General features: G+C 68.8%; 15 protein-coding genes. 9 read left to right on the forward strand and 6 right to left on the reverse strand.

Features of this window, described 5'->3' with window-relative positions; genetic code table 11:
* Positions 1–56: 56 nt before the first annotated feature.
* The 4 genes from AB0O76_RS03420 to AB0O76_RS03435 form a co-directional block, all read right to left on the reverse strand.
* Positions 57–632 carry a TerD family protein gene (locus AB0O76_RS03420; protein WP_365485532.1) on the reverse strand — a complete coding sequence of 192 codons (576 nt, stop codon included), beginning with the start codon at positions 630–632 and terminating at the stop codon, positions 57–59.
* Between the two features lie 155 nt (positions 633–787).
* Positions 788–1,363 carry a TerD family protein gene (locus AB0O76_RS03425; protein ID WP_135330821.1) on the reverse strand — a complete coding sequence of 192 codons (576 nt, stop codon included), beginning with the start codon at positions 1,361–1,363 and terminating at the stop codon, positions 788–790.
* Positions 1,364–1,520: 157 nt separating this feature from the next.
* On the reverse strand, positions 1,521–1,988 hold the full coding sequence (locus tag AB0O76_RS03430) for a peroxiredoxin (RefSeq protein ID WP_365484838.1): 468 nt from the start codon (positions 1,986–1,988) through the stop codon (positions 1,521–1,523).
* Positions 1,989–2,199: 211 nt separating this feature from the next.
* Positions 2,200–2,631 carry a DUF3052 domain-containing protein gene (locus AB0O76_RS03435; protein WP_266867444.1) on the reverse strand — a complete coding sequence of 144 codons (432 nt, stop codon included), beginning with the start codon at positions 2,629–2,631 and terminating at the stop codon, positions 2,200–2,202.
* 434 nt (positions 2,632–3,065) lie between these two features.
* Between AB0O76_RS03435 and aceE the strand changes: the two genes are divergently transcribed.
* Both aceE and AB0O76_RS03445 read left to right on the forward strand, forming a co-directional pair.
* Positions 3,066–5,798: a pyruvate dehydrogenase (acetyl-transferring), homodimeric type gene (gene aceE / locus AB0O76_RS03440; protein ID WP_360762589.1), complete on the forward strand. Its 2,733-nt coding sequence runs from the start codon at positions 3,066–3,068 to the stop codon at positions 5,796–5,798.
* Positions 5,799–5,909: 111 nt separating this feature from the next.
* Entirely contained in the window at positions 5,910–6,662 is a 753-nt protein-coding gene (locus tag AB0O76_RS03445; protein WP_365485534.1) for a potassium channel family protein, read from the forward strand.
* Here the strand turns inward: AB0O76_RS03445 and AB0O76_RS03450 are convergent.
* Together AB0O76_RS03450 and AB0O76_RS03455 are read right to left on the reverse strand one after the other, a co-directional pair.
* Complete coding sequence (locus AB0O76_RS03450) at positions 6,643–7,062, reverse strand: peptidase inhibitor family I36 protein (RefSeq protein ID WP_365485536.1); 420 nt, start codon at positions 7,060–7,062, stop codon at positions 6,643–6,645. The genes AB0O76_RS03445 and AB0O76_RS03450 overlap by 20 nt on opposite strands.
* A 195-nt stretch (positions 7,063–7,257) precedes the next feature.
* Entirely contained in the window at positions 7,258–8,874 is a 1,617-nt protein-coding gene (locus AB0O76_RS03455; protein ID WP_365484844.1) for an MFS transporter, read from the reverse strand.
* A 177-nt stretch (positions 8,875–9,051) separates the two neighbouring features.
* Between AB0O76_RS03455 and AB0O76_RS03460 the strand changes: the two genes are divergently transcribed.
* The 7 genes from AB0O76_RS03460 to AB0O76_RS03490 all read left to right on the forward strand — a co-directional run bounded on the left by AB0O76_RS03460 (position 9,052) and on the right by AB0O76_RS03490 (position 16,922).
* Complete coding sequence (locus AB0O76_RS03460) at positions 9,052–9,696, forward strand: TetR family transcriptional regulator (RefSeq protein WP_365485538.1); 645 nt, start codon at positions 9,052–9,054, stop codon at positions 9,694–9,696.
* 250 nt (positions 9,697–9,946) lie between these two features.
* A complete protein-coding gene (locus tag AB0O76_RS03465; protein ID WP_365484847.1) occupies positions 9,947–11,158 on the forward strand; it encodes an alpha/beta hydrolase in 1,212 nt (403 codons plus the stop codon).
* A 66-nt stretch (positions 11,159–11,224) separates the two neighbouring features.
* On the forward strand, positions 11,225–12,106 hold the full coding sequence (locus tag AB0O76_RS03470; RefSeq protein ID WP_365485540.1) for a DUF4429 domain-containing protein: 882 nt from the start codon (positions 11,225–11,227) through the stop codon (positions 12,104–12,106).
* A gap of 176 nt (positions 12,107–12,282) precedes the next feature.
* Entirely contained in the window at positions 12,283–13,647 is a 1,365-nt protein-coding gene (locus AB0O76_RS03475) for a histidine kinase (RefSeq protein WP_365484850.1), read from the forward strand.
* Positions 13,644–14,315 carry a response regulator transcription factor gene (locus tag AB0O76_RS03480; protein WP_365484853.1) on the forward strand — a complete coding sequence of 224 codons (672 nt, stop codon included), beginning with the start codon at positions 13,644–13,646 and terminating at the stop codon, positions 14,313–14,315. The genes AB0O76_RS03475 and AB0O76_RS03480 overlap by 4 nt, the downstream gene beginning before the upstream one ends.
* Positions 14,316–14,466: 151 nt before the next feature.
* Positions 14,467–15,696 (forward strand): alpha/beta hydrolase, encoded by a 1,230-nt coding sequence (locus AB0O76_RS03485; protein ID WP_365484856.1) that lies wholly within the window; start codon positions 14,467–14,469, stop codon positions 15,694–15,696.
* Entirely contained in the window at positions 15,693–16,922 is a 1,230-nt protein-coding gene (locus AB0O76_RS03490; RefSeq protein WP_365484859.1) for an acyltransferase, read from the forward strand. Before AB0O76_RS03485 ends, AB0O76_RS03490 begins: the two co-directional genes overlap by 4 nt.
* Positions 16,923–16,949: the final 27 nt, after the last annotated feature.

Here is a 16,949-nt window from a genome sequence, read left to right on the forward strand (position 1 = left end):
CAATCGTGTGTGTACGGGCTCCCGTTTAGCGGTCTCCCCCGCGCCGGTCCCCGGCTTTACGAAACATTGACCCCGAAGTCTAGAGCGATGCCCCGCAGACCCGACGCGTACCCCTGCCCAACGGCTCGGAACTTCCATTCACCGCCGTACCGGTACACCTCGCCGAAGATCATCGCGGTCTCCGTGGAGGCGTCCTCGCTGAGGTCGTAGCGCGCGAGCTCCTGGAGGTCCGCCTGGTTGACCACGCGGATGAAAGCGTTGCTGACCTGGCCGAAGGTCTGCCCGCGGTTGTCCGCGTCATGGATCGAGACGGGGAAGACGATCTTGTCCACGTCGGCGGGAACCTTCGAGAGGTCGATCAGGAGCGACTCGTCGTCCCCCTCCCCCTCACCCGTGAGGTTGTCGCCGGTGTGCTCGACAGAGCCGTCCGGGCTCTTCAGGTTGTTGTAGAAGACGAACCACTCGTCGCCGAGAACCCGGCCCGAGTTGCACATCAGCGCGCTGGCGTCGAGGTCGAAGGGCGCGCCGGTGGTGGAGCGCGCGTCCCAGCCGAGTCCGACCAGGACCTGTGTGAGGTTCGGTGCGGCCTTGGAGAGGGAGACATTGCCTCCCTTGGCGAGCGTGACGCCCATGATGTGGTCCTCCCCGTGGTTCGAGAGCAAGAGTTCCCAGGACTCCCCTGTTGTGGGAGCGGGAGTTGAGCAGTTGAGCAAGAGATGCCGAGCACGTCCGGCGCCGCACGGGTGGTGTGCGGCGCCGGACGGCAAGGCGGAGGGTGTTACTCGGCTCAGACGTTGACGCCGAAGTCCTGCGCGATGCCGCGCAGGCCCGAGGCGTAACCCTGGCCCACGGCACGGAACTTCCACTCCGCGCCGTTGCGGTACAGCTCGCCGAAGACCATCGCCGTCTCCGTCGAGGCGTCCTCGGAGAGGTCGTACCGCGCGATCTCCGCGCCGCCCGCCTGGTTCACGACGCGGATGAACGCGTTGCGGACCTGGCCGAACGACTGCTGGCGGGACTCGGCCTCGTAGATCGAGACCGGGAAGACGATCTTGTCCACGTCGGCCGGGACAGCGGCCAGGTCGACCTTGATCGCCTCGTCGTCGCCCTCGCCCTCACCGGTGGTGTTGTCACCGGTGTGCTCGACGGATCCGTCCGGGCTCTTCAGGTTGTTGAAGAACACGAAGTTTCCGTCGCTGCTGACCTTGCCCTCGGCGTTGGTCAGGATCGCGCTGGCGTCGAGGTCGAAGTCCGTACCCGTCGTGGTGCGGACGTCCCAGCCCAGACCGATCAGAACAGCGGTCAGGCCGGGCGCCTCCTTGCTCAGCGATACGTTGCCGCCCTTGCTGAGGCTGACTCCCACAAGTCCTCCCAATAGATGTCCAGGGGCGGGGAGCCCCAGTCGTGCTTTGCCATCGGATCAACGAGTGGATCCTAGTGACCGGTTCCCGGCCGCCACAGGCTCTGCACCTGAAGAATCACAGGGTGTCACCCCTGAGAAAACCCAGGGGCGCCCGGAATCACAGGGTGTCGAGCGCCTTGACGTACTCGTTGAGGTCGCGGGCGTCCGGCAGGCCGTTGACGACAGTCCAGCGCACCACGCCCTCCTTGTCGATGATGAAGGTGCCACGCACCGCGCAGCCCTTCTCCTCGTCGAAGACCTCGTACGCGCGCGAGGCCTCGCCGTGCGGCCAGAAGTCGGAGAGCAGGGGGTACTCCAGGCCCTCCTGTTCGGCGAATACCCGCAGCGTGTGCATGGAGTCGTTCGAGACGGCGAGCAGCTGCGTGTCGTCGTTGACGAACTTCGGCAGCTCGTCACGGAGGGCGCAGAGCTCGCCGGTGCAGACGCCGGTGAACGCGAACGGGTAGAAGAGCAGGACCACGTTCTTCTCGCCGCGGAAGTCCGAGAGCCGCACGGTCCTGCCGTGGTTGTCCTTCAGCTCGAAGTCCGGGGCCTTGGTGCCGGTCGCGATTCCAGCGAGCGCCATGAGTACGCATCCCTTCGACGGTGCCCCTCCGGTGGGGCTGTTCGGGTGACACCCACCCTACGTCCGCCGGTCTGCGCCCCTTTGGGCGCATCGGTCCCCCGCCGCACACGTACATCGGACGTTCACCTCACGCATGCGTGAGGCCCCCGCCGACAGATGTCGACGAGGGCCTCACAGCGGTCTCTGCTGGGGTCGCGGCTCGCGCGAGTGGCTAGCGCTTCTTGGCTGCCGCCTTCGGAGTGAGCAGGCGGCTGCCGCTCCAGTCCTTGCCTGCGTTGATGCTCTTGGTCTGGGACAGACCCGCGGTGGTGGCCGCCTCACCGATGTCACTCGGCTCGACGTAACCCTCCCGACCGGTCTTCGGAGTCAGCAGCAGGATGTGGCCGCCCTCCTCCATGTACGCGATGGCATCCACCAGCGCATCAGTCAGGTCCCCGTCGTCCTCACGGAACCAGAGCACCACGGCATCAGCCACGTCGTCGTAGTCCTCGTCGACGAGCTCGGAGCCGATGGTCTCTTCGATGACCTCGCGGAGCTCCTGATCGACGTCGTCGTCGTAGCCGATCTCCTGGACCACCTGTTCGGGCTGGAAACCAAGCCTTACGGCAAGGTTCGTCTCCGCGTGGTCCGCGGTCGCGCTCACGGATTGCCTCCTGATCATGTTTTTGGGTATGCCTTCAGCCACGCGCGTGCGCGGGGCGTTGGCCGTAGTCCACACGGGCGGGACGGATCGCGCAAGTACCCGGCCGTCAAGACCGCTGAAACGGTGACGTTCCCGGCCGTGTCGCCGCAACTCAAGACCCATCTGCCAGATCCTTCTTCGCTCGATCTTGGCGCGTACTTCGCTCGTACGGCTCTGATGCGGGCCGATGGGGACTGACGTCCGAACGACCTTACGAAGCGACTAGGCAGGATGGGCGTATCGTTGCGATTTGGCCGAGCCTACCCCAGGGCCACCGCGCGGACCTCTCGGTTACCTCTCAGTAGAGATGACGATTCCGCCCACGCGGTACACGATGGGGAACGTCTCACAGCCAGGCAGAACCCAGGCGAAAGCCCCAACAGCGAAGGAACAGCGTGGCTTCCGGATCCGATCGCAACCCGATCATCATTGGCGGCCTGCCGAGTCAGGTCCCGGACTTCGATCCCGAAGAGACCCAGGAGTGGCTCGACTCCCTCGATGCCGCGGTCGACGAACGCGGCCGCGAGCGGGCCCGCTACCTGATGCTCCGGCTGATCGAACGCGCGCGCGAGAAGCGCGTCGCCGTGCCCGAGATGCGCAGCACGGACTACGTCAACACGATCGCCACCAAGGACGAGCCTTTCTTCCCCGGCAACGAGGAGATCGAGCGCAAGGTCCTGAACGCGACCCGCTGGAACGCCGCGGTGATGGTCTCGCGCGCCCAGCGCCCCGGCATCGGGGTCGGCGGCCACATCGCCACCTTCGCCTCGTCGGCCTCGCTCTACGACGTGGGCTTCAACCACTTCTTCCGCGGCAAGGACGAGGGCGACGGCGGCGACCAGATCTTCTTCCAGGGGCACGCGTCCCCCGGTATCTACGCCCGCGCGTTCCTCCTCGACCGGCTCTCCGAGCAGCAGCTCGACGCGTTCCGCCAGGAGAAGTCGAAGGCTCCCTACGGCCTGTCGTCGTATCCGCACCCCCGCCTGATGCCGGACTTCTGGGAGTTCCCGACGGTCTCCATGGGCCTCGGCCCGCTCGGCGCGATCTTCCAGGCGCGGATGAACCGCTACATGGAGGCGCGCGGCATCGCCGACACCTCCAAGTCCCACGTATGGGCCTACCTCGGCGACGGCGAGATGGACGAGCCCGAGTCCCTCGGCCAGCTCTCCATCGCCGCCCGCGAGGGCCTGGACAACCTGACCTTCGTCGTCAACTGCAACCTCCAGCGCCTCGACGGCCCGGTGCGCGGCAACGGCAAGATCATCCAGGAGCTGGAGTCGCAGTTCCGCGGCGCCGGGTGGAACGTCATCAAGCTGGTCTGGGACCGCAGTTGGGACCCGCTGCTCGCCCAGGACCGCGACGGCATCCTGGTCAACAAGCTGAACACGACGCCCGACGGCCAGTTCCAGACGTACGCGACCGAGACCGGCGCGTACATCCGCGACCACTTCTTCGGTGGCGACCACCGGCTGCGCGCGATGGTCGAGAACATGACCGACGAGCAGATCCTGCACCTGGGCCGCGGCGGCCACGACCACAAGAAGGTCTACGCGGCGTACGCGGCGGCCAAGGCCCACAAGGGCCAGCCGACCGTGATCCTGGCGCAGACGGTCAAGGGCTGGACCCTCGGCCCGAACTTCGAGGGCCGCAACGCCACCCACCAGATGAAGAAGCTGACGGCCGACGACCTCAAGGGCTTCCGCGACCGTCTGCACATCCCGATCACGGACAAGGAGCTGGAGGGCGGCGCCCCGCCGTACTACCACCCGGGCCGTGACTCCGAAGAGATCCAGTACATGCACGACCGCCGCCAGGGTCTCGGCGGCTACGTCCCGACCCGCGTGGTCCGCTCGAAGCCTCTCCAGCTCCCCGAGGACAAGACGTACGCGACCGCGAAGAAGGGTTCGGGCCAGCAGTCGATCGCTACCACCATGGCGTTCGTCCGCATCCTGAAGGACCTCATGCGGGACAAGGAGATCGGCAAGCGCTTCGTGCTGATCGCCCCCGATGAGTACCGCACCTTCGGCATGGACGCCTTCTTCCCGAGCGCGAAGATCTACAACCCGCTCGGCCAGCAGTACGAGGCCGTGGACCGCGAACTCCTCCTCGCGTACAAGGAGTCGCCCACGGGCCAGATGCTGCACGACGGCATCTCGGAGGCAGGCTGCACGGCGTCCCTCATCGCCGCGGGTTCGGCCTACGCCACACACGGCGAACCGCTGATCCCCGTGTACGTCTTCTACTCGATGTTCGGTTTCCAGCGCACCGGCGACCAGTTCTGGCAGATGGCCGACCAGTTGGCCCGCGGCTTCGTCCTGGGCGCCACCGCCGGCCGTACGACCCTGACCGGCGAGGGCCTCCAGCACGCGGACGGCCACTCGCAGTTGCTCGCCTCGACCAACCCGGGCTGTGTCGCCTACGACCCGGCCTTCGGTTACGAGATCGCGCACATCGTCAAGGACGGCCTGCGCCGGATGTACGGCCCCGACAGCGAGGACGTCTTCTACTACCTCACCGTCTACAACGAGCCGATCCAGCACCCGGCCGAGCCCGCCGATGTGGATGTCGACGGCATCCTCAAGGGCGTCTACCGCTTCAAGGCAGGCGAGCAGGGAGCCATCCCGGCACAGATCCTCGCCTCCGGTGTCGCGGTGCCGTGGGCGGTCGAGGCCCAGCAGATCCTCGCTTCGGAGTGGAACGTCAAGGCGGACGTCTGGTCGGCGACCTCCTGGAACGAACTGCGCCGCGAGGCGGTCGAGGTGGAGCGCCACAACCTCCTGCACCCCGAGGAGGAGCAGCGCACCCCGTACGTGACGCAGAAGCTCTCCGGCGCCCAGGGCCCGTTCGTGGCCGTCTCCGACTGGATGCGGAGCGTCCCCGACCAGATCTCGCGCTGGGTTCCCGGCACGTACCAGTCGCTCGGCGCGGACGGCTTCGGCTTCGCGGACACCCGCGGTGCCGCCCGCCGCTTCTTCCACATCGACGCGCAGTCGATCGTGGTCGCCGTGCTGACCGAGCTGGCCCGCGAGGGCAAGCTCGACCGCTCCGTACTGAAGCAGGCCATCGACCGCTACCAGCTGCTCGATGTGACGGCCGCGGACCCGGGTGCCGCCGGGGGCGACGCCTGACACGTGCCTGGCCGGCACGCGTCCAGATAGCACACGCCTTGAGCAAGGGGCGGCGGACCACGGGCTCCGTCGCCCCTCGGCGTTTCCTACGATGCCCGCATGGAAGCGCCCATGAAGCAGTCGACCGCACAACTCCGCTGGGAGCGACGCACCCAGCGTCCGCTCCTCGCGCTCGCGGTGGCCTTCGCCGTCGCCTACGCCGTGCCCATCGTGGCGCCCGACGCGAGCAGAGCCGTGTCGAAGACCTGCACCGTGGTGGAGTGGATCGTCTGGGGCTCGTTCGCCGCCGACTACCTCATACGTCTCTACCTCACCGACCACCGCAAGCAGTTCGTCCGCTCCCACTGGCTCGACCTGTGTGCTGTCATCCTCCCGATGCTGCAGCCACTGCGGCTGCTGCGGCTTGTCTCGACTCTGCTGCTGGTGGGACGGCGAGCCCGGATGGCGTCGCAGATTCAGCTGACGACGTATGTCGCCGGCGCTGTGGTGGGCCTCCTCATGTTCGGTTCACTGGCTGTCCTTTCGGTGGAGCGGGAGTCACCGGACGGCAACATCAAGACCCTTGGCGACGCGGTGTGGTGGTCCTTCACCACGATGACCACCGTCGGCTACGGCGATCACGCGCCCACGACCGGTCTCGGACGGATACTCGCGGTCGGCCTGATGCTGTCGGGCATAGCACTCCTCGGTGTCGTCACCGCCAACATCGCGGCCTGGTTCATCGCTCGTTTCGACCGGGACGATGTCGAGGAGCGGCGCCAGACAGCCGCGATCGAGGCGCTGACGGTGGAGGTGCAGGCGCTGCGGGCGCAGGTGGCGGCGTTGACGAGTGAGGTGCCCCCGGTCAGTTCTCCCAGACCTTGAAGGCCCGTACGCGATAAGGCGATTCGGGTGTCCAGGTGCCGCCGCCCGGATAGGTGTCGAACTCGCCCGTCTCGGCGCACTCCGCCGACTGGTAGGTGGTGACCGGCCGGCCGGTGCGGTTGGCGAGGGCTTCAGCGCTGCCCCCCTCCGGCAGCGCTACGCAGCTCTCGATGTCGATCTCGGACAGGTCGTACACCTGTCGAGCGCCCCGGAAGTCCGCCTTCTCCCAGAGGCATAGCTCCCCTGGCCCGCACCCGGCGAGTGTCGGTGGCGCGGCGGCCCAGGCGCGCTTGGCCGGTGTCATGGAATCGGCTTGCGCGGCGCTCGTCGTGGCTCCCGCGTGTGCGGGTGTCAGGATCACCGCGGCGAGGGCGGCAGCAGCGGAGACGGTCGCGGGCATGGTCGTACGCATCTGAATCAACTCCCGTGTCGTGTCGATCACTTGTCAGAACTGTGACCCACTCGCTCGCTCCGTCGGAAGGGGTACGGATGTGCGTCACCCAGATAGGCGAAAGCCCCCCAGGCGGACCCTGAGGGGCTTTCCCTGATGCGCGAACGCCGGACAGCCACCTGCTCGATGTATGCGACGTATGACCTAAATGTGCCCGACTCCGGCACCCGCATCGGCGTTGGAGCCGCGCTTGGTCAGGACGGCCACCAGAGCCGCGATGACCGACACGACACCGGCGACGGTGAACGCCAGGCCCATGCCGGACATGAACGTGTCGTGGACGACGTCCGTGATCCTGCCGAGCACGCCTTCGTTGACGCCGGGGGCCTTGGCCACCTGCTCGGGCACGGCGCCGATCGCGGCCGCCTTGTCGAGACCCGGCGGCGGCGCGTCCGGCAGGCCCGAGTCCTTCCACTTGCCCGCGAGGTCGGAGTTGACCTTGTTGGACATCACGGCACCGAGGACGGCCGTGCCGAGGCTGCCGCCGACCTGCATACCGGCCTGCTGGAGGCCGCCCGCCACGCCGGAGAGCTCCAGCGGGGCGTTGCCCACGATGACCTCGGTGGCGCCGACCATGACCGGGGCCAGGCCCAGGCCGAGCAGGGCGAACCAGAGCGACATCGCGGCCGTGCCGGTCTCCGTGGTCATGGTCGTCATGCCGAACATCGCGACGGCCGTGAGCACCATGCCGCCCACCAGCGGGATCCGCGGCCCGAACTTGGTGATCAGCGCGCCGGCGATCGGCGAGGAGACGATCATCATGGCCGTCAGCGGCAGCAGGTGCAGACCGCTGTCGACCGGGCTCATCCCGTGCACGTTCTGCAGATAGAAGGTGACGAAGAACAGCCCGCCCATGAAGGCGAAGGCCATGAGCACCATCAGCACCGTGCCTGCGGAGAGCGGCACGGAGCGGAACAGGCCCAGCGGGATGAGCGGCTCCTTGACCTTGGTCTCCCACACGGCGAAGAGCACGAAGAGCACGACGGCCGCGCCCAGGAAGGCCCATGTCTTGCCGCTGCCCCAGCCCCAGGCGTCACCGGCCTTGATGAGCGCCCAGATGAGGGAGAACATCGCGCCCGAGAGCAGGACGATGCCGGGGATGTCGAAGGACTTCGGCGCGTTCTCCGCGCGGTGGTCCTTGAGGATCACCAGGCCCAGGACGAGCGCGACGACACCGACCGGCACGTTGATGAAGAACACCGACTGCCAGCTGACGTGCTCGACCAGCACACCGCCGAGGATCGGGCCGCCCGCGGTGGAGGCTCCGATGACCATGCCCCAGATGCCGATCGCCATGTTCAGCTTCTCGGCGGGGAACGTGGCGCGCAGCAGGCCGAGGGCGGCCGGCATCAGCAGCGCGCCGAAGAGGCCCTGGAGCACGCGGAAGGCGATCACCAGGGAGACGCTCCCGGAGACGCCGATGGCCCCCGAGGCGGCGGCGAAGCCCACGACGCCGATGAGGAAGGTCTGCCGGTGGCCGAAGCGGTCACCGAGCTTGCCCGCCGTGATGAGCGCGACGGCCAGCGCGAGGAGGTAGCCGTTGGTTATCCACTGGACGTCCGCGAGCGAGGCGCCGAGATCCTTCTGGATGGCCGGGTTGGCGATCGCCACGATGGTGCCGTCCAGGGCGACCATCATCACGCCGATCGCGACGGAGAAGAGCGTCAGCCAAGGGTGGCCACGCAAGCCCTTGGTCGCGGCCGGAGCGGACGAGGGCTCCGGCGCCTTGTCCGCCTTGTCGACGGTGGTCTGACTAGTCATGTGCGCGAGGCTAATGTCAGTCGCTGACAGTTGACAAACCAATTCACAAGTCGGTAACTGTCACGTCGCTCACAGATAAGGTGAGGCCGAGCGGACGGGCAGGAAGAGGGCCACAGTGTGAGGACCGAGCAGCGAGCGTCGGACTCGGCGGAGTCGCAGGTCGAGGCGTGCGGAGACATGACCGACGGGCCCTCCCGGCCCGGTCTGCGCGAGCGCAAGAAGCAGCGCACCCGTGACGCGCTCCTGCGTGCGGCGCTCGAGCTCTTCACGACCAAGGGGTACGAGGAGACGACCGTCGACGAGATCGCCGAGGCCGTCGACGTCTCCCAGCGCACGTTCTTCCGGTACTTCACCAACAAGCAGGAGACCGCCTTCGCCGTACAGGAGATGGTGGAACGGCGATTCGTGGAGGTGCTGCGCGAACGGCCCGCCGACGAAGCGCCATTCGTCGCGCTGCGCGAGGCCGTCATCGGCGCCTGGGACGCGATGGGCCGGTCCATCGAGGAGGTCGTCCCGGTCGAACTCCACATGCGCACCTACCGGATGATCGAATCCACCCCCTCCCTGCTCGCCGTCCACCTGCGCCGCTCCATCGAGATGGAGGAGGAGATCGCGCGCGTGATCGCCGAGCGCGAAGGGCTCGACATGGACGAGGACCCGCGACCGCGGGTGGTGGTGGCCGCGTTCAGCGGGGTGATGCGGGTGACCGGTCAACTGTGGGGAGCCGGCGAGGACACCAGCGTCGAATCGATCCGCGCGCTCACGGAGTCGTATCTCGACCACCTGGGCCCTGCGCTGGCGGAGAACTGGCGCAAGGAGTGATCGCGTACGCATGGGGCGACCGGGCAACCCACGTGACGCGATCAACTTCCGTAGCATTTCGCTACGTTGAGTGAGAGTTACATGCACCCTACGTAGAGGTGCGCCCGAGTGCGCTGCGCTCACGCGCCACCTACGGAGCGTGATGAAATCGCGCCATGCGTGCCCGCTTTGCCTCAATTACCCCACAGGAAACGTGATCTGCCTCACCCAGTGCACGGCAGGCATCACGATTCTCCTAGGCTGTTCCGTAGTGACTTCCTTCGACTCCTCTCCCCAACTCAACGTCTGGCGCACATTGCTCGCGCTCGCCGTCGTGTTCGTCATGCTGGCGACGACCGGCTGGACCGCCGTGCGCAACCACAGACACGCTGCGTCGCCGCTCGAAGCCACGCTCTCCGCCTGGGAGCGGGGGCACATCAACGGCCGGGCACTGCCCGACCCCGATGGCCCGGCTGGCAGGCTCGCCCACTTCTTCGACTCGCTCGACGCGCAGGATCGCGCCCGGCTCGCCGCCCGCTATCCCCTGGCGGTCGGCAACATGAACGGCGCCCCCGTAGAGCTGCGATATCGCGCGAACAACATCGCGCTGGGCAAGGCCCGCAAGATCGAGCAGCGACGCATGCACGACAAGCGCCTCTCTCCCCTCGGGCAGCAGGAGGCGGAGCGCAGGATGAAGCGGTTCGGCGTGATGATGCGCCCAGGGCGGCAGGTCCTGTCCTTCGACCCGATGGGGTCGGGGCGCATAGCCGAGGTCTTCGGAGACCTCGACAAGGCGTCCAGGGTGTCGGTCGTGGTGCCCGGTGTGGACACCAACCTGCTGACCTTCGAGCGGACGTTCCGCAAGTACTCGGCGCCCGTCGGCATGGCCAAGGCCCTGTACGGCGCGGAGCGGGCGGCGAGCCCACGCGCGCGTACCGCCGTGATCGCCTGGGCGGACTACACCGCGCCCGTCGGCCTCGGCGTGGACGCGGCGACGTCGATGCGCGCCGAGGACGGCGCGGTCCGGCTCAACTCCTTGGTGCGCGGGCTTCCCGGCCACTCCCCCGTCGCGCTGTACTGCCACAGCTACGGCTCGGTGGTCTGCGGGGTCGCCGCCCGGGACCTGCCTTCCCGCGTCTCCGACATCGCGGTCGCGGGCAGCCCGGGAATGCGCGCCGACTCGGCGTCGCAGCTGGGCACCGGTGCCCGGGTCTGGGCCACTAGGGACGGCGACGACTGGATCGCAGATGTACCGAACATGGAGGTCGGCAGCCTTGGCCACGGGGCCGACCCGGTCTCAAGTGACTTCGGCGCGCGGGTGCTGTCCGCCAGGGGCGCGGTCGGCCACACCGGGTACTTCGAACCGGGCACGGAGAGCCTCCGCAACTTCGCCGACATCGGCATTGGCTCGTACCGCTCCGTGCGGTGCGCGGACGGGGATGACGCCTGCCGAGAGGGTTTTTCCGGCACGACAGCGGCCTGACGCGCGTAGAAATCGACAAAACAGCGGCCCGCCGCAGGAGGGACGGAGGCGCGCGTGCCGCCTACGATGAGCCGCATGGGTGACGTACTGGCCGGATTTCATGCCGCCTGGGAGTTCGAGTCCGACTCCGTGCTCATCCGCTACGAACGGGGGATCCGCACACCGAAGCTCCTGCAGGCGCTCGGTGAACGCCGCATCCCGCACGAGGCGATCGCAGCGGTGACACTGACTCCTGGCAAGCGCGGGACGGTCGTCCTGCACGCCGTGCCGAGACCGGGCGCGGATCCGCTGATGGAGGCGGCGGCGGGTCAGCTCAAGGACGGCTGCGACCCGTACAGGCTTGTGCTGCCCGCCGAGCGGGAGACGCTCGCGGAGTACTACGCGGACGAGCTGCGGGCCCAGCTGACCCCGGACGACTGCGGTCCTCCGGATCGCTATCTGGTCGCCGCGCCGGAGGCCCCGCTGCAGTTCAAGGCGTACGACGGCAAGGCGTCCTTCGACGGCAAATCGGTGGCCTTCCGATGGTTCTGGACGGGCGCTTCGTCCGCGAAGTGGAAGGCCGGCGACCAGAGCTTCCTGGTCACGGACCTGAGCGGCGTCGAGTGGCGCTCTCCCGAGGTCTTCGAGGGCCATCTGCGGCTGCTGCGCCGCGAGACCCCGATCGCCCAGCCCGCGCAGGCGGACCAGGACCCCGCGGCCGTCGTCTTCGGTCTCGGCTACGGCCCGGTGCACGAGTCGCTGCCCTTCGCGGCGTCGGTGCTCGCCGCGGTCCGGACATCGGGCCCGGCCCTGACCCCCGGCACGGTCGGCGCTGCCGCCCCGGTGACCCGGCGCGATCCGGCGGACATCGCGGAACGTATCCGGCACCTCGGCGAGCTGCATCAGGCGGGGCTGCTGACCGACGAGGAGTTCACGTCGAAGAAGGCCGAGCTGCTGGCGGAGCTCTGACCTTGCGAGGTGGGAGCTGCGGGGTCGGAGCTGCGAGGCGACGGATCATGGGGCCTGCGGGGCTCAGGTCATACCTCGGTATGACCGGGGGCTCTGTTCGTACCTGGGTATGAGGTGCGGGTCAGCTCCGCGGTACGACGCCGGGCGAGGTGCTTCATGCCTACGCTGAGCAGGCCATGAGCAGCGCATCGACACCACCGGACCAGGATCCCCGCCCATCGGCCGCCGAGCCGGGCTGGCGCGGGGGCGCCCTTCGACGTACGACCGCGGGCGTCCGCGAAGGGCTCGGACGGGCCGGGGTGTTCTTCACGACGCCCGCAGGGGGGCCCGAGCCCCTGCTGGCGCGGGCTCCCCAGCGCTGGATGCGGCTGCTGCCCCTGATCATCGCGCTGGCGTTCGTCGCGGCACTCATCCCGGTCACCGCTCAGGTACTCACGAACGACTACGGAGTGGGCGGCGGCCTCGCCGGCGCCCTGGGCGTCGCGCAGTCCGCACCCCTGCTGCTGGCGATCAGCCGCCCCATGCTCGCCTGGTACATCGTGATCGTCGCCGATGTCCTCGGGGCGATCGTCGCGATGTCCGCGAGCCAGGACCGCCCCGCCCCCTGGACGGCCATGATCATCGTGGCGTACGTGGTCCTGTGCCTCGTCCTCTCGCAGCGCGAGAGCCGTCGCACCCTCCTGGGCATCTGGCTGGTCACGGTCGTCACGAGCCTTGTCCTCGGCGCGTTCCGCGACGACGGCAGCCAGGACACCAGCGTGCTGCTGATCGTGCTGAGCGGTGTCGCGTTGCTGCTCGGCGCCCTGCTGCGGGAGCGCGGCGACGCACAGCGCAGACTCGTCGAGCAGGAGACCATCAGCGAGGCCGAGCGCGCCCAGCGCACCCTCCTCGAGGAACGGGCGCGTATCGCCAGGGAGTTGCACGATGTCGTGGCCCACCACATGTCCGTGATCACGGTGCAGGCGGACTCCGCGCCCTACCGCCTCGACGGCCTTCCCGAGGCGGCCCGCGAGGAGTTCGGGAGCATAGCGGCGAGCGCCCGTGAATCCCTCACCGAGATGCGGCGGCTGCTCGCGGTGCTGCGCAGTGAGGACGCGCAGGGCGAGCGGGCCCCGCAGCCGGGGCTCAGCCGACTGCCGCATCTGGTGGAGGCGACCGTGCGCGCCGGCCTGCCGATCGACCTGTCCCGGCCCGAACTGTCCCTGCTCACACAGCTGGCCGATGTGACACCGGCCGTCGACCTGTCCGCGTACCGCATCGTCCAGGAAGCCCTGTCGAACGTGATGCGGCACGCGCCGGGAGCGCGCACCTCCATCACCCTGACCCTGGACGAGGAACACCTGCTGATTCTCGTCGTCAACGGCCCGTCGACCGATCCACCCGGCCCGTTGGAGGGCGGCGGCACGGGACACGGACTCGTCGGCATGCGCGAGCGCGTACGGTTGGTCGGCGGCACGGTCGACACCGGGCCACTGCCCGACGGCGGCTACCGCGTTGCGGCCCAACTCCCCCTCCTGAAGAAGGACTCCGGCACCGCATGACCATCCGCGTGATCATCGTCGATGACCAGAACATGGTGCGGGCCGGCTTCGCCGCGCTGCTCGCGGCGCAGAGCGACATCGACGTCGTGGGCGAGGCACCCAATGGCAAGGAAGGTGTCGACGTCAGCCGCCGCACCCATCCCGATGTCGTCCTGATGGATGTCCGGATGCCGGAGATGGACGGACTGGCCGCCACTCGCGCCCTGTTGGACCCTCCGCCCGGCGTGGTGCACGTTCCCAAGGTGCTGATGCTCACCACGTTCGACGTGGACGACTACGTGTACGAGGCGCTGCGCTCCGGTGCCTCGGGTTTCCTCCTCAAGGACGCACCGCCCGCCGACCTGATCTCGGCGGTCCGCGTGGTGGCGGCCGGGGAGGCGCTGCTCGCACCGTCGGTGACACGGCGGCTGATCACGGACTTCGCCAAGCAGCGTCCGCGGAACGACCAGTCGCTGCGGCTGAACGGTCTGACGCCGCGTGAGACCGAGGTACTGGTGCTGATCGCGCGCGGTCTTTCCAATCAGGAGATCGCCGAGCGCCTGGTCCTCGCCGAGCAGACGGTGAAGACCCATATCGGCAAGGTCCTCTCCAAGTTGGGCCTGCGCGACCGCGCACAGGCCGTGATCTTCGCGTACGAGTCCGGCCTCATCACACCCGGCGAGCAGTAGAGCCCACAGCCCCCTACCGCGGTATCAGCTCCACATACCCCGGTATCAGTTGCGAGTTGGCACCGCAGTGTGAGGTGCCGCGCATCACCGTCTTCCTACCTTTCCCCTCGTCACGCCAGAGCGCGCAACGCATTGGGGAGGGAGACAGGCCATGCGCCTTCGTTCTCGGGAATCTCGCAGGTCTCGCGGCAATTGGAAGGCCCGCAGCAAGCGGACGCTGATCGCCGCGGCTCTCACGACGACGGTCGTGGCCGGTACGACGGGCTGGGCCGTCGGCAATGAACAGCAGCCGATCACCGGCCCACCACCGGGCACGCAGGCCTGGCGCGCTGACCATACGCAGGGGGTGGGCCTGCCGGATCCGGCGACCGCGTCCCCCGGCCGAGTGGCCACGTTCTTCGGCTCGTTGAGCGACGCCCGGCAGCGTGAGCTGGCCGAGCGGCACCCGTCGGTCGTCGGCAATCTGGACGGCGCCCCGATCTCATTGCGGTACGAGGCCAACTCCCTTTCCCTGAAGGCCGAGCGTGACCGCGAGCGGGCCCGCGCGAGCGATCCGGGCCTCACACAGCAGGATCACGAGCGTGCCCGGTCCCTGGTCGCTCGGTACGAAGAGCTGCTGGATCCCGGTCGGCGGATACTCGCCTTCGACCCTCGCGGAAGAGGTCAAATCGCCGAGGTTTACGGCGACTTGGCGAGCGCCGACCGTGTGTCGGTCGTCGTGCCGGGCTCCGACATCGACCTGAGTACCTTCGATCGCTCGAAGGACGAGTACGGCACACCGGCGGGGATGGCACGCTCGCTGCACGCGGCGGCGGGTGACCGCACGGCCGTGGTGGCCTGGGTCGGGTACACCACACCGGTCGGTCTCGGCCCCGACGCGGCGACGGGACGGCTCGCGGAAGCGGGAGCTCCCCGCCTCGCGCGATTCGTGCAGGGCCTGACGGCGTCGGGTGCGCCACGGCCCGCCGTGTTCTGCCACAGCTATGGCTCGGTGGTGTGCGGCCTCGCGGCTCCGAAGCTGCCGGCGTCCGACCTGGTGGTGCTCGGTTCCCCCGGCATGCGTGCCGACAGCGTCGCCGATCTGCACACCACCGCCCGGGTCTGGGCCGCACGGGACGACAGCGACTGGATCGGTGATGTGCCGAACGTCGAGCTGTTCGGCCTCGGCCACGGCGCGGACCCGGCAGGACCGGGCTTCGGCGCCCGGCGGGTTCCCGCCGAGCGGGCCGAGGGACACACCGGCTACTTCGCGCCCGGGACGGATTCGCTGCAGGCCTTCGCCGCCATCGCACAGACACCTTCCGGCACCGCACCGGGCAGAAACGGCATCGACGGAAGCGAGCCCTCCACCGGCGCCCGTCCCATCGGAGAGCGGTCATGAGCCTCACACCCCTGGCCAAGTTGCGCGGAACTGCGGCGGCGATCGACGCCAAGACGCCCGCCCATCGTGACCGGGCCATAGACGGGCTGCGCGCGCTCGCCCTGCTCGCCGTGCCGACCGGGCACTGGCTGCTCGGCGGCTTCACCCTCGACGCGGGAGGAGCGCTGCACAATGCCAGTCCCCTGGCCGCGTTCGGATTCTTCGCACCGCTGAGCTGGGTGCTGCAGATGCTGGGCATCTTCTTCCTGGTCGGCGGATATGCCTCCGCTCTGTCGTACCGCCGTGCGGTGGCGCGCGGCGAGTCGACGGGCCGCTGGCTCCGCGGGCGGGTGGCACGCCTCGGGCGACCGGTCCTCGGGGTGACGGCCGTATGGGCCGCGCTGATCCCGGTGTTGTACGCGCTGGGGGTGCCGGGGACGACTCTGCGCACGGGGTCCACGCTGGTCATACAGCCGCTGTGGTTCGTCGGCATCTATGCGGTGATCACCGCTCTCACCCCGTGGTGCATCCGAGCGGCCGAGCGGCTCGGAGCATGGGCCGCGGCGCCGCTTCTCGGCTCGGTCGCCCTGGTCGACTTCCTGCGCTACGGGCCGGTCGGGGACACCATGCCGTCCTGGCTGAGCTTGTTGAATCTGCTGCCCGGCTGGATGTTCGCCTATCAACTGGGCGTCAGCTGGGGCGAGAAGAAGCTGGGCAGGCGCGGCGCGTGGCTGCTGCTGATCGGGGGCACGGCTCTGTTCGCCGCCTTGCTGCTCGCGTTCCACTATCCGGCGTCGATGGTCGGCGTGCCGGGCGATGCCCGGACGAATTCACATCCCCCGTCGCTGCTGGTCCTGGCGCTGGCGGCCGCGCAGAGCGGTGCGGTGATCCTGCTGCGCGAGCGGATCGGCAGACTGCTGCGCAGGCCGGCGCTGTGGGCACCGGTCGTCGTGATCAACCTGTCGGCGATGACGATCCTGTGCTGGCACCAGACGGCGCTGCTTGCCACGGCCGTGCCCGGTTCGTTCCTCGGGGGCACGGTGCCGGGGCTGACCGCGGCACCGGACACCCTGGGCTGGATAGCCGCCCGGATCGCCTGGCTTCCGGTCTTCGGTGCCCTGCTGGTGCTGATAGGCAGCCGCACGCGCGGCTTCGAGGCTCCCTGGAAGCGGGCGACGCACGGGCGTCGGGCCCTCGCCGGGCTCCTGGCGGCCGGGTTCGCGGTCTTCGCCCTGGGGTTGGCGTGACCGGCTCGGGCCCGGCGGACGGGGACG

This window comes from Streptomyces sp. NPDC086554, assembly GCF_040686095.1.
Classification (GTDB): Bacteria; Actinomycetota; Actinomycetes; order Streptomycetales; family Streptomycetaceae; genus Streptomyces.